This is a genomic window from Oscillatoria sp. CS-180, assembly GCF_028330965.1.
Lineage (GTDB): Bacteria > Cyanobacteriota > Cyanobacteriia > Phormidesmidales > Phormidesmidaceae > Halomicronema.
The window spans coordinates 26997-40012 of the sequence record NZ_JAQMUB010000030.1 but is presented as its reverse complement, the minus strand read 5'-3'; the positions used below and the strand labels follow the sequence as shown (position 1 = coordinate 40012).

Below are 13016 nucleotides of genomic sequence, written 5' to 3'. Positions count from 1 at the left end.
GATTGTGCTGTTGGGGCTTGTTGCGATGAGCCTTAAAAAACTGTCATTTTTTGGCAATATTCTCCAAAAGTTTGCTTCACTAAAGCCACTTCCTCTGGACGCAGAAACATGGTTTTGAGATTAGACAGACTTGTTCGCTTGAGCGCGATCGCCAGTGTTGCCTTGTTCACTGCTTGTCAGTCAGCCACAACACCTGACGTGTCTACTAGCGAGACGACAGAGACGTCCGCCGAACCGGCTGAAACCGCAACAGGCACAGACGCACCTCAAGAGACAGCCCTCCCTGATCCCGAATCGGATGCAGCCGAGGCGACACCCACTGAGGATCCGCAAACGACGGCCTCTCCGTCTCCCGCCGCGATCGCACAGTCTTGTTCAGCACGGGCCTTTGTCACTGATCCGGATCCTGCGGGTCTGAATGTTCGTAATGGACCTGGCACTGATTTTGCAGTGCTGGATGTTTTGCCAACCACTGAGCCTGTGGAAGTCTCAATTGTTGGGACAACGGATGGATGGTTCCTAATCAATGAGGCTCAAAGTGCTAGTCAACAAGAACTTGACCAACCAGGATGGGTTTACGCACCTCATCTAGGGGTGACCACAACCAGCATTAGTCTCGATAATCCAGATGCTCCCGCTAAGCTGTATGAGGCGCCTGATGGGTTCTCGGGTGTTAAAGCAGAAGTTCCTAAATTTTCAGAGGTATCGCTGCTGGATTGCTCGGGAGACTGGCTGGAAGTACAGTCTGAATCGGCGATCGGTTGGCTTTCCGTTGGCGAACAGTGCAGCAATCCTACTAGCACCTGCCCTTAAGTGATTAGCCGTTGGTCCCAGGTTTTTGTGGTAAGACTTTTCGGTGCTATTACTGAATTTGCCTGACGGAGTGTTACCCGTACGCTCGATGGGAAATCTAATGTAGTGTGCTACACGAATCTCCACAACAACATAAGGTAGGTATTCAATGTTCAACCGTTTTTTGCGAGGACTAATGGCCTTTGGTCTTGGCGGCAGTGCAATTATGCTTTCCGCTCCTGTCGCAAATGCTGATAGTTACGATAGTTCTCGTGCTGATTTTCTATCTAGCGGTGAGACAGCGATTTACGAAGGGTTTTTCTTGGCTGACGAAAATATCTTCGCTAGCTGTGATGCTGATTGTGACGACCTCGATATTTATCTCTACGATGCTTACACTAATGAGCTCATAGAGTCGGATACTTTGGTGGATTCTAACCCGATTGTGACAGCGCCTTATGAGGGAGACTTTGTCGTAGAAGTTGTCATGGTGACCTGCTATACCGAGATCTGTGAAGCATGGACCGATTCAGATCATGGCTTCTAGGAGTAGCTCAGGTCTCAAGTAGGTCTTCAAGGACTATTTCTTTAGAAACTACAGATCCTGGTTTCATTCTTTAGAGATAACCATAACCAGCCTTAAACTCCCAGCTTTTCGCAGGCTAATAATTGCGGAAAGTTGGGAGTTTGCTTTTTATCCACGCAGGAGTAATCAACAGCTACTGCCCACGAAGATAGCTGCAAGGCGATAGGATAATTACGCCAGCGGCAATTTATAGTTACTGTAAAAGGGCTTATACGCTTAGCTCCATCAAGTTTTCAATCTTGGGAATGTCTAAACTTTAATCTCTCCTGAAAGGGGAAACTAAGGGGCGAAAACCAAGCTTGGTTGGATAAGTCCGGTGTGAAGGGAAGTGGGGACAAAAAATGCAACGTAGACGGTTTGTACAGCAATTAGGCGCAGGTTTTATCACCGCTTTAGGATTAGGCGTTACCTCAACTTGGCGAACTGCTCAGGCTCAGTCTTCTGGGGTGACTCTACAGTGGCTAGGGCATACGTGTTTTTTGTTCGAAGGTGACGGTCGGCGGATTCTAGTAAATCCTTTTCAGGCCATAGGCTGTACGGCTGGTTTTGCTGAGCCTACGGTATCGGCTGACGTTGTGCTCATCAGCAGTCGACTTTTCGACGAAGGCGGAAATTTAGAAGGTCTACCGGGTAATCCTCCTATCTTGACGGAGCAAGGAGAATACGAACTGTCTCCTATTCGTATGCGATCCGTTGAAGTCGATCACGATCGCAGAGGAGGACGCCGCTTTGGGAAAAACCTGATCTGGCGTTGGGAGCAAGGTGGGCTCAATATTGTCCACATGGGGGGTGCGGCTTCTCCCATCTCGGTCGAGGCCCAGATTCAATTAGGTCGTCCTGACGTCATGTTGGTCCCCGTCGGTGGCGGTCCCAAAGCATACAACGCAGAAGAGGCGATCGCGGCTATTCGGGCGTTGAATCCGCGCATCGTTATTCCTACTCACTACCTCACCTCTGCGGCTGATCCCGAAACCTGTGATATTGAAGGACTTCAGCCTTTCATGGAACTTATGCAAAATACACCAACGCGCCAAGCTGATGGTAATTCCGTTACCCTGAGCACAGATAACCTCCCCGGTGGAGATGGCATGATTGTTCAACTATTGACCTATTCGTTAGGGGATGGATGAGTCTTAAGGGGATCTCCAGGAAAGAATTGACCGCTGATAGGGTGACATTGGCTAACGTAATGCACCGCAGCCGGATATTTTTATTTTCAGAAATCCCCCAAGTTCCCAATTTTGAGCAGGTTGCCTATGACTGAATCAGAATGCGAAGTAAATCCCTGCATAGGTGCTGGTTCCTAAGCTCCAATGGCGGTTGATATAGCCGCTGAGTACCAGATACCAGAATTTGAGAATTGACCTCAAAGGTCAAAGGCTAGATCTCTGTCGTGCTTTCGTCTCATTCTGCGTCGGAACTTTTAAGCTATCGATTCGACGACCGTTACTCCTGATCGCTCTTATTTGCTCCTCTCTTTTAACCCTTTCAATCAGATGCAAACGATCTATCAAAAGCGACGCCAAACTCTCATGTCACTCATCGGTGAAGGAACGGCTATTTTTGCCAGTGCACCGATGGCCGTTATGCACAACGATGTAGAGCATAATTTCCGACAGGATAGCGATTTTTATTATCTGACGGGGTTCAACGAACCGGGGGCGATCGCGGTGTTAGCTCCTCACCACGAGGAACACAAGTTCGTCCTATTTGTGCGACCCAAGGATAAAGAGCAGGAGATTTGGTCCGGGCGTCGGCTCGGAGTTGACGTAGCGAAAGAAACGCTAGGCGCAGACGAAGTTTTTCCGATTAACGAACTAGATGAGAAACTGCCTGGGTATTTGAAGGGGGGCGATCGCCTCTACTATCACTTTGGTCATGATGAAGCCCTCAACGGTAAAATCATCACGCATTGGCGGCGGCTATTAGCGTCTTATGTTAAGCGTGGCACGGGTCCCACTGCGATCGAGGATGGTCGTCTGCTGGTGCAGGGAATGCGCCGCATTAAGGGCCCCGAAGAGATTGAGTTGATCCGCAAGGCTGTAGCAGTGTCCGTCAAAGCTCACAATCATGCGCGGGAGATCGCTCAACCCGGACGATACGAATATGAAATTCAGGCTGAGATGGAATATCTGTTTCAGCTGGCCGGAGGCGGAACGGCTTATCCATCCATTGTGGCCTCCGGCGACAATGCGTGCATCCTCCACTACGTTGAGAATAACCGTCAAATGCAGGCGGGGGACCTGCTGCTTATTGATGCTGGCGGCAGCATTGACTACTACAACGCAGATATTACTCGAACTTTTCCAGTTGCCGGAAAATTTTCCGAAGAGCAGCGAATCATTTACGAACTGGTGCTGGATGCTCAACTGAAAGCGATCGCAGAAGTCAAACCTGGTAATCCTTTCAATGCATTTCATGATGCAGCTGTTCGCACGATTACCGAAGGATTAGTTGAATTAGGTTTGCTAACGGGCGACATCGATACGCTGATTGAAGAGAAAAAGCACAAGGCATTCTTTATGCATGGCACGGGTCACTTCTTAGGTTTGGATGTCCACGATACGGGTGTTTTGCGTAATCCTGATAAGACCTGGAAACCCTTCGAGGTGGGCAATGTCGTCACGGTAGAGCCGGGAATTTACATCACGCCTGATTACGAACCCGAAGAAGGACAACCTCAAGTGGATGAGCGCTGGCGCGGTATTGGCGTTCGCATTGAAGACGACGTGCTCGTTACAGATTTGGGACAGGAAGTTTTGACGGCGGGCGTACCCAAATCCCTCGCTGACATGGAAAGCTAGGCACCAGCCGACTGCAATAGCGCTGAGCGAAACTGAGTATCGGCTTTGCGATCGCACTTTAGTTCTAGCAGGCGCACCCCTGACGACGGCAACTCTGCCAGGGCGGTCTTTAATGACGCCCAGGAGTCAATGGTCTCATGGGTCACACCGTGGGCCGCCGCGAGTAACGAAAAATCGATGTGCTGCGGGGTGGCAAAAAAGGTTTCAAAGGGGGGATCGAACTGAGCGATCGGCAGTGATTCGAAAATGCCGCCACCCCGATTGTTGATCAGCAAAATCGTCAAGTGACCGCTTCGTTGAGCCACGTTGAGAAAGCCATTGCTGTCATGGAGCAGGGCTAAATCGCCCGTTAACAACACTGCTTTTTGATGATGGTGAGCAATTCCCAGAGCGGTAGAAAGGGTTCCTTCAATGCCGTTTGCTCCTCGACTGAAGTAGGGTTGGATGCCCTTGTCATTCACAGACCAGAACCACTCAACGTCTCGTACAGGGGTGCTGTTGGCAATCATCAATGGGGTGTTGGCGGGCAACAGCGTGGGCAGCAGCCAGCTCAGCTTTCCTTCAAAAAGGTATTCCAAAGGCTCTAAGGACTGTGTAAGTTGCTGACGAGCGTTATCATCGCGCTCCACCCACATCTGACAATAGGACGAATCGTTCCTTTCACGAGGTGGAATATGGGCAATGAGGGCTTCCAGCGAGATCCCCAAGAAAATCGTGGTCCCGTGTACTGGATCTTTGTTCCGTCCACTGGTGTCGACAATCCAACGCAGCGGATCAATCTGCTTGAGCCATTGACGCAGTACTTTACTGGTTGGCAGTGCTCCCAGCTGAATCACCTGTTCCGGCACAAGTGCCCCTGTCTGATGGGGATGGCGTAACAGCAAATCATAAGTCGTGATCAGGCTGGGATTGAGACGGGCGTAATTCCGTAAAGGGGACAATCCGTCTGCCAACACAGGCCAGCCTAGCAATTGAGAAAGCGTAGCGATCGCCTCACAATAGCGCTTAGGCTTTTGGGGCTGTACTGGTCCAGCAATGATTAGCCCCCGGCTGGTTTGCCCCAGCTTGGATGGAACCGATTCTGTTGCGAAGGTCGGGGCTCCCCTAACGGCCATCAGATCAAGATGCTCAAAAAAGTGATCGTCCATCTGCTGAATTAGAGGGTCAGCTAAAGCCGATGGGATGGGTGCCAAGGGATCACGAAAAGGGCAGTTCAGATGAACCGGACCCAAACCAGGAAATTGACATTGATGCCAGGCTTGCAGGACAGTCTGCCTCAAATATCTCAACTGGTCGAGAGAGCTTTCGGGCAGAGCAATATCGGCATAACCTCGCACATATCGTCCGAAAAGCCTTTGCTGGTCGATGGTTTGCCCTGAGGCACAGTCTCTTAGCTCATAAGGGCGATCGGCAGTGAGTACCAGCAAAGGTACTTCACTCTCATAAGCCTCAATCACCGCCGGGAAATAGTTCGCACCAGCACTTCCTGAAGTGCATACCAGAACAGTGACTTGGCCACTAGCTTTTGCCACCCCCAATGCGAAAAAGCCTGCTGATCGCTCATCCAGAATTGGAATTGCAGTGAATTTAGGGTGATCGATGAAAGCAAATGTGAGGGGGGTCGAGCGGGAGCCTGGTGAAATAACGACTGTAGTGACGCCCAAGCGGGCAAGGGTTTCTACGAAAACGGATGCCCAAACAGTGTTTGTATTTCTGAAGTCCAGCATTAGGCAAGGGAACAAGTCTCTTCCCACTATGCCAGAGTTTGACAAAGGTAAGAGTCCTGTTCTCAGTTAAAGCGTGCGTTGTTCTGCGTTAACTTCATCTCTCTCATAGACGAAATCTCTCTCATAGACGAAATCTCTCTCATAGACAAATGAGAAACACGATCGCGAGAAAGCTGAAAGTAGCTACCGCCGAATCGCGAAACACCGATCCGACGAGAGGCTCAACTTTGGTAGATGGAGATAGGGTGTGGGTCTGTTTCATGGCTAGTCTCCTATATTTACTAGGTGTCAATATGTCCTGCAAAGTTAGAGATGAACGAGCACGTTTCTAGACTAGGAAGCCCATTGAGAAGCCTAGCTCTCGTCAGAGAAATATTGATAAGGCTTTACGCAAAGACATATGGATGGGCGTACCTTTACAAAGACTCGTTCTTTCTCACAATTCACTTCCCAAGCACCTCTTTAAACTCCGGAAATAGAGCTGACATCAGTTCAGGGATACGCTGAGTTTTCTGACGGCAACCCAATCTACAAATTCAAGCTAGACAGACCACTAGTCAGGGCTATGACGATAATTCTCCCTGTCCTGAGCTACGGGGCTTGTCTTTCTTCCTCACCCTTGCCAGCGTTTCAGAGGGACACAATCCAGGTCGAACTGATCTAGCGCTCTAGCCACGACAAAATCAACCAGATCTAGGATGGTCTGAGGATTGTGGTACCAAGCTGGAATCGCAGGCACAATGTGGGCCCCCGCTTCCGCAAGGGTAACTAGATTGCGCAGGTGAATAAGGCTCAAAGGGGTTTCTCGGGGAACCAAGACTAGCGGTTTGCGTTCTTTCAACTGCACGTCGGCAGCTCGTTCTAGCAAATCGGAGCTGAGACCTGCTGCAAGTTTGCCCACCGTACTCATACTGCACGGCATGATGATCATGCCCTGGGTTTTGAATGACCCACTGGCAATATTCGCGCCTACATTACTCCAGGCGTGGCAGCGTAGCTTTCCACCATCAGGGACCCCTGCCTGCTGCCGCCAAAAGTTTTCCTGAGCGTTAACTTCAGCGGGCATCTGAATCCCTTCCTCAGCTTTCCAAACCTGATAGGTTGCTTTGGAGGCCACTAACTCGATAGGAATCTCCGCTTCCAAGAGATATTTGACCGCCCTGACCGCGTAAATCAAGCCTGAGGCTCCTGTAATGCCTAAAGTGATAGGTAATAGTTGCTCGTTAGCCTGCATTTATTCAGATTCGTCGCTAACGTGCTCCTCATCACCGTTGGGAAGGTCTTCGCCATTATCTATGGAGTAATCCTCATCGGTAATGTCGTCCTCACTGGCTTCACTACCGCCGCCTACCACCACTAAATCGATTTGCTGACGGTAGTAATCCACGCTTTTGACTTGCACTTCCACGCGATCGCCCAACCGAAACTGACGGCGATTCTTGCGTCCGACGAGCTTTTGTTGACGCGATCGATATTCGTACCAGTCGTCTTTCAGAGAGCTAACGTGAACTAATCCTTCGACCAACAGCTCCTCAATTTCTACAAAGAAACCATAGGACTGAACGCCCGTAATCAGACCGTGGAACACAGCACCCGTGTGGTCCCGCATGAACTCTGCCTTCTTCAGACCTTCTAAATCTGTTTCAGCATCCTGAGCTAGCTGCTCTCGTTCACTCAACGGACCCACAATGCGCTTGATATAGTCTTCCAGCTCGTTATTAATATCGGGTGGAAGCACGTTCCAGTTAATACTGCCGTGGCAGTTGCTGTGGCGCAAATTGACGCGGTCTTTTGAGCGAGTAGAGCGGCGATCTCGACCGTCTTTGAAAACGGCATGGAGAATCCGCTGCACCATAAGGTCAGGATAGCGTCGGGTGGGCGCAGAGAAATGAGTGTATCCGTCCGTCAGCGCGAGACCGAAATGAAGGTCAGGATGAATTCCATAAAAGGCCGGCTTAAAAGTAGATAGCAGCAGATAGGTCAAAATCTTTTCAGAAGGCGACTCCGCAAACTGTTTAGTGAACCGCTGATAGTCCATTGGGTAAATAGACTCTTCTTCCGCCAGCTCCAGATTAATATCCATGTTTTCTGCCAGCTTCATCAACTCCTGTACGTCAGAGGTCGTCGGCGTCCGATGCAGGCGATAGATTGCAGGAACGCCTAGGGCCTTAAGATGAGAGGCCACTAGCTGATTTGCCAGCAAAATGAATTCCGTCACCATCATGCGGGCAGTGAGTGAAGAAGACACCACAATGACGCCTAACAGCCCTTCATCGTCGTACTGGAATTTAGGCGAGGCATAGGAGGCCAGAGGTTCCTTCGCATCATCAGGAAACTCATGTTCCGGCAGATTAAGCTCAAAAGAGCCTCTCTTCATGCGCTGCTGACGGACAATTTGACTCAGCTCATTCAGACGCTCAACTAGGTCATAGGCAGGTTCCAACTTTTTGAGATCTTTTGCCTTCAAACCTAGCTTTGCCAATTCTTCCTCATCATCACGAACCAGAATGCCCTGGGCTTGCTGATACACCAGTGCATGGTCGACAGAAATGACACTAGGCTGGATCTCAAACTCTAAGACCTCTCCGTCCGAATTAAGGGTGGCAATGACTGAGATGGCTAAACGGTCTTTACCTTGAACAAAAGAACAGAGGGAAGTTGAAATTGAGGTGGGCAGCATGGGAATCATCTCGTTCCCCAAATACACTGCGGTCCCGCGTTTCAAGGCTTCTCGATCAAGTTGTGAATGGATTGGAACGTAGTGGGCAACGTCAACAATATGAACACCGAGCTTCCAGTTATCGTCTTCATCGCGCTCTACGGTGAGAGCATCGTCGATCACCTTAGCTTGTGTGCCATGAATGGTAACGGTGATCTGATCTCGCAAGTCCAAACGCCCTTTGGTGTCTGCTTTGCGGACTCGATTAGGTAGCGACTGGGCAGCCGCCATGACGTCATCTGAGAAGGTTCTGGGTAAATCGTATTTGCAATAGACGATGTCGATGTCTGAAGAATCTTCGGCATCACTTCCCAAAACTTGGGCAACACGGCCATGGGGAGGATCCTGAGCCAGCGGATACCGAACCACTTCGACATGGGCTAGTTTGTCGATCGCTTCTGCGAGCGTTTTTTCTTCTCCTTCAAGGCTCAACTCAAAGAGCAAGCGATCATCTAAAGGAACAGCCTGATAGGCCTTATTTTCCTGCTTGATTCTGGCTAGCACCGAAGCATTCGCCCGTTCAAGAATAACTTTCACTTCTCCTTCTGGGCTACGACGTCGGCTACCCTCCTTGGTGACTCGTACTAGGACGCGATCGCCATTCCAGGCGGTGTTGAGCTGGCTTTCACGGATGTAGATATCGTCAGCAGCTTCATCATCTTGAATCGCAAAGCAGAAGCCCTTGCTTGAACATCGAAGCTTCCCTTCGACAACACCGTCTTCGCTAACGCGCCGATACTTTCCTTTTTCCTTTTCAAGAACCTTAATTCGCTCTAGGGCATCTAAAGCAATTTGTAACTCTCGAATGTTATCGTCAGTATCACAGTGCAGTTTCTTTTGAATAGCCTTCAACGTCAGCGTTTTGTCGTCAGTAAAATTGGCTAGTAGTGAGGCGATCGAAAAATTCATGAAGCGACTATTCCTTAACTGGTGCGAATGAGCAACACAACATCGTCGGTCTGGAGATTCTTCCCCTGAAGAAGGAAACCATCAAACACAACTGGCGAGGGAATAACCGTTAACTGAACTAAACACCGCAATGACGCACCCTTTCAATGGGTCTGTCATAATAGTGTCCAAGTAGTTAATAAAACACTTCTCCCTGTGCAGGCAAATACCTTGGATAAGCCTGTTGCTTCAGTTCCTATAGTCAATACCTTCTCAGAACTCGTCAGGTATTAGACGTATTGGGAATTGCTGGAACCGCTCAGACAGGAGTGCACTAAGGGATCAACTACTCAAATTCGCAGAGTTTTGGCTAACCCTAAGCCGTTACAACTATACCTTAATCTGAAAAGTTCACAACTTTTTAGATTTGAGATGGCCTAATGATGATCTGTTTGATCGAAGCCTCTGCATTGATTAACCCCTTTTACACCAAGGGTTTCGTTCTACTGCTTGACTTTTAGCGACTATTCCTCATCAGATGTTGTGAATTGTCAACTCAACAGTCTCACCAGCTCTCGTTGATAAGGCTACGGGTTTCAAACCGAAATAAAATCTAGTATGGCTACACGGAATTCAAAAGGCAGATCCAGAACACTCTGCGAGAAGAGCAAAGCTCTACAAAACCAAGGCGGATCAGCTTTCCTAGTGTTTTGAACGGGGAGCAAGTTCTGCCGTAGTGTACTAGGGATCAAGAAACGAGGATTGAGGTTTAACGTTATCGTTCGCCGGTAATAACGAAGGCGATGCGACGCCCAATATTAGTCGAGTGATCAGCAATGCGTTCTAGATAACGAATGACTAGTACTAAGAGAACAGTCACTTCAACATCGATGTCAGGAAAAGGGGAATGAACCAGGCGATCGTATAGCAGGTCGTAATCTTCATCGACAGCGTCGTCTTTGACTTTGAGATCCAATCCCACGTCAGCGTTTAAGTCCGAGACAGCTGACAGACTTAAGGCCACCATTGAGCGACAACGATCAATCATCACCCGAATTTGTTCTAAGCAGGGATGAGCAGGATGGGGGAATAGCTTGATAGCGGCTTCACCAATATCAGTTGAATAGTCACCAATGCGCTCCAAATCACGAACGAGCTGCATAAAAGCGCTTATATGCCGTAGGTCCTGCATCCCTTCAGGTGGATGAATCAACAGCTCAATACAGTCAACTTCAATTTGGCGATAGAACTTATCGACTTGGCGATCGTGTGCTTTGAGGCTTTGAGCAGCTTCTAGGTTGCGATCGCAGAGTGCCTGTTTTGCTAGCAAGCAGGAATTCTCAACCAATGCCCCCATTCTCAAGACGTCACGCTGTATACGCCTCAAATGATGACTAAAAGGCGGGCGAGCAGGGTCGTTCACAGGATACAGAGCAGAATTCCTCACGGCACTCGTTGAAAATTAATCCTATTATCGGTTAGCAACCGGAACTAGCGAAGTGACATAGGGCACGATATTTTAGTCAACTGGTACTCCCCAAAATCCAAAAGGAACTCGGTATCTGACGCCAAAAGGCTCGAAAAACGCAGGGTTGTCTAGACATCGAGCGATGCTACTCGCACAAAAATTTGCGCTGTGAGTTGAGGAAAAACGTCCGAAAATAATGTCAGCTTTAGATGATATCTCGCAACATCTAGGTAACGCTGTGTAACAGTTGCGCCCTGATAAACAGATAAACTCAGCATCTTAGTCAAGAATTAATTCAGCCTCGGATACAAGAGGCTCGCTAACGTTTCTATAAAAAGGATAAACGGCTATGTCAGATACTCAAGTTTTTGTCGCCCTAGCGGTTGCTCTAGTTCCTGGTTTTCTAGCACTACGTTTAGCTACCGAGCTTTACAAGTAGGTGGCGCGCGACCTGTTCACTAAGTCGTGAACACGGCCATCACCATTTCAAAAGCTCTGCTCTTAACTTAAAGGAGCAGAGCTTTTATTTTTGAATAATCTTCCATTAGGGCGATGCCCTTTCTATCGCTTTAGGTAGAGGAAACTGAGACGCCTCATTTGTTTGGATTAAGAGAGTGGAGAAGCGAATGCTTTAGGGATATCAATTCAACCTCTTCAGGCTTTCTCTCTCATGAGGATGCTTAATAAGAGATATTTCAATAGATATCCTCAGACTTTACTGGAGAATTAGTTTTTTTAAATGTGAAGATGATATATTGCTTCTAGCGATTTGATAGAAGTAAAGCTTTATGTATGATGTATCACTAAGCTCGTGAGCCTGTTTGAAATGCTTGACGAACTATTGCTTCTAAATGGTGTTTCTGCAAACAATACTATTGCATGAAATAGATCATCTATATTCGTGAAACAGGTTATTCCTCAAGAAAATATTTATATAAAATCTAAGGTCTATTTACATATTAGATTCAGTTTACGGTGGGCGACCTATGATCAATGGTGATGAATTCAAACAGACTAAAGGGCAACTTCAAAGAGCCTTGTCTCAAGGAATTCAAAAGCTATACAAGCAAGAGCTAGGGCATTCTACGGGGAAAGTTACTTGTCACATTTTGGGCGACAAAGTGACCGTAATAATAGAGGATTCTTTAACTAAAACAGAGCAAATCCTTATTGATGGAGCCAGCTCAGATGATATTCAATCTGATGTGGAACAGATACGCTCGGATGTGGATACAGCAATACGACCTAAGATCTCAGGACTGGTGGAAGAAATCTTGTCGATCAAAGTAGTGGATTTCCTCAGCGACACCACATTGGAGACCGGGCGAACAGGTCTCGTGATTATCTTGGCAGAGAGTATTGGCTAGACCCTAAGGTTGACTCAGAAATCTATGGATGGTGATTGTGCTGGCGCTAAAGTTGGCTAGCCCGTTTGAGTAGGGCTTGGACCAATTGCTCGATATTCGTTTAGTGAACACCCAACAATAAATTGGCTAACAAACTGCCATAACACAGCCTGTTAGCCTAATGGTTTAGATATTCTTAATGCGGCCCTATGAGTAATTGATAGAACCTAGTACGGTTCAGTCGAAAATCTGCTAATGGTCAAGATGCACCCGAGAGGTGCAAGTAAGCAAGGAGCCGTAAATAAACAACCACTAGGCTGCTTTAACAGAAAACTCTTCGACAAATTCGAACACTTGATCTAGCTGAGTTAGCTCAAAAACAATCCGAATGGACGGAGGAACCGAGTACAGGCAAAACCGCTTGCTAAGGTTACGAGCCATCCGAAGGACAGAAATCAAGGACACTAGGCCAGCACTGTCAAGCGACTCAACACGACTCATGTCAACCATGAGACCTGAAGAACTGTCGGAAGAAATATGCTCAGAAAGCTGAGTCTCCAAGCTGTAAGCATTGGCTGCAGTAAGAGCACCGCTGGGCTGAACAACCGTCAAAGCTGATTGAAGATTTTCCATAACTGATACACTCCAAAATTTCGTGCGTGTGCATATGTAAAGGCATAAACCAA

General features: G+C 48.2%; 11 protein-coding genes. 6 read left to right on the top strand and 5 right to left on the bottom strand.

The window, feature by feature from the left end:
- The first annotated feature begins 108 nt into the window (after positions 1-108).
- The 4 genes from PN498_RS06195 to PN498_RS06180 all read left to right on the top strand — a co-directional run bounded on the left by PN498_RS06195 (position 109) and on the right by PN498_RS06180 (position 4182).
- Positions 109-813, top strand: coding sequence for an SH3 domain-containing protein (locus PN498_RS06195; RefSeq protein ID WP_272061850.1), 705 nt, complete (start codon positions 109-111; stop codon positions 811-813).
- A 148-nt stretch (positions 814-961) separates the two neighbouring features.
- Positions 962-1339: a hypothetical protein gene (locus PN498_RS06190; protein WP_272061849.1), complete on the top strand. Its 378-nt coding sequence runs from the start codon at positions 962-964 to the stop codon at positions 1337-1339.
- Positions 1340-1719: 380 nt separating this feature from the next.
- A complete protein-coding gene (locus tag PN498_RS06185) occupies positions 1720-2508 on the top strand; it encodes an MBL fold metallo-hydrolase (protein ID WP_272061848.1) in 789 nt (262 codons plus the stop codon).
- Positions 2509-2874: 366 nt separating this feature from the next.
- Positions 2875-4182 carry an aminopeptidase P N-terminal domain-containing protein gene (locus PN498_RS06180; RefSeq protein WP_272061847.1) on the top strand — a complete coding sequence of 436 codons (1308 nt, stop codon included), beginning with the start codon at positions 2875-2877 and terminating at the stop codon, positions 4180-4182.
- Here the strand turns inward: PN498_RS06180 and menD are convergent.
- From menD to phoU, 4 genes are all read right to left on the bottom strand, one after another.
- Positions 4179-5909: a 2-succinyl-5-enolpyruvyl-6-hydroxy-3-cyclohexene-1-carboxylic-acid synthase gene (gene menD, locus PN498_RS06175; protein WP_272061846.1), complete on the bottom strand. Its 1731-nt coding sequence runs from the start codon at positions 5907-5909 to the stop codon at positions 4179-4181. The genes PN498_RS06180 and menD overlap by 4 nt on opposite strands.
- Before the next feature lie 613 nt (positions 5910-6522).
- Positions 6523-7143: a flavin prenyltransferase UbiX gene (locus PN498_RS06170; protein ID WP_272061845.1), complete on the bottom strand. Its 621-nt coding sequence runs from the start codon at positions 7141-7143 to the stop codon at positions 6523-6525.
- A complete protein-coding gene (locus PN498_RS06165; protein WP_272061844.1) occupies positions 7144-9537 on the bottom strand; it encodes a ribonuclease R family protein in 2394 nt (797 codons plus the stop codon).
- 754 nt (positions 9538-10291) lie between these two features.
- On the bottom strand, positions 10292-10963 hold the full coding sequence (phoU, locus tag PN498_RS06160; protein WP_272061843.1) for a phosphate signaling complex protein PhoU: 672 nt from the start codon (positions 10961-10963) through the stop codon (positions 10292-10294).
- A 370-nt stretch (positions 10964-11333) separates the two neighbouring features.
- Between phoU and psaM the strand changes: the two genes are divergently transcribed.
- Together psaM and PN498_RS06150 are read left to right on the top strand one after the other, a co-directional pair.
- Positions 11334-11423 carry a photosystem I reaction center subunit XII gene (gene psaM / locus PN498_RS06155; RefSeq protein WP_272061842.1) on the top strand — a complete coding sequence of 30 codons (90 nt, stop codon included), beginning with the start codon at positions 11334-11336 and terminating at the stop codon, positions 11421-11423.
- Positions 11424-11970: 547 nt separating this feature from the next.
- Positions 11971-12351, top strand: a complete 381-nt coding sequence (locus tag PN498_RS06150; RefSeq protein ID WP_272061841.1) for a DUF2294 domain-containing protein — start codon at positions 11971-11973, stop codon at positions 12349-12351.
- Positions 12352-12642: 291 nt separating this feature from the next.
- Here the strand turns inward: PN498_RS06150 and PN498_RS06145 are convergent, their stop codons facing one another.
- The gene (locus tag PN498_RS06145; protein ID WP_272061840.1) at positions 12643-12963 is read right to left on the bottom strand and encodes an STAS domain-containing protein; all 321 of its coding nucleotides are present in this window, start codon (positions 12961-12963) and stop codon (positions 12643-12645) included.
- Positions 12964-13016: the final 53 nt, after the last annotated feature.

Bases quoted from the DNA above. Each gene is read 5' to 3' on its own strand.
- PN498_RS06180 (WP_272061847.1), top strand. From the start codon at position 2,875: ATGCAAACGATCTATCAAAAGCGACGCCAAACTCTCATGTCACTCATC.
- PN498_RS06195 (WP_272061850.1), top strand. From the start codon at position 109: ATGGTTTTGAGATTAGACAGACTTGTTCGCTTGAGCGCGATCGCCAGT.
- PN498_RS06150 (WP_272061841.1), top strand. From the start codon at position 11,971: ATGATCAATGGTGATGAATTCAAACAGACTAAAGGGCAACTTCAAAGA.
- PN498_RS06190 (WP_272061849.1), top strand. From the start codon at position 962: ATGTTCAACCGTTTTTTGCGAGGACTAATGGCCTTTGGTCTTGGCGGC.
- PN498_RS06185 (WP_272061848.1), top strand. From the start codon at position 1,720: ATGCAACGTAGACGGTTTGTACAGCAATTAGGCGCAGGTTTTATCACC.
- PN498_RS06165 (WP_272061844.1), bottom strand. From the start codon at position 9,537: ATGAATTTTTCGATCGCCTCACTACTAGCCAATTTTACTGACGACAAA.
- PN498_RS06170 (WP_272061845.1), bottom strand. From the start codon at position 7,143: ATGCAGGCTAACGAGCAACTATTACCTATCACTTTAGGCATTACAGGA.
- PN498_RS06145 (WP_272061840.1), bottom strand. From the start codon at position 12,963: ATGGAAAATCTTCAATCAGCTTTGACGGTTGTTCAGCCCAGCGGTGCT.
- menD (WP_272061846.1), bottom strand. From the start codon at position 5,909: ATGCTGGACTTCAGAAATACAAACACTGTTTGGGCATCCGTTTTCGTA.
- psaM (WP_272061842.1), top strand. From the start codon at position 11,334: ATGTCAGATACTCAAGTTTTTGTCGCCCTAGCGGTTGCTCTAGTTCCT.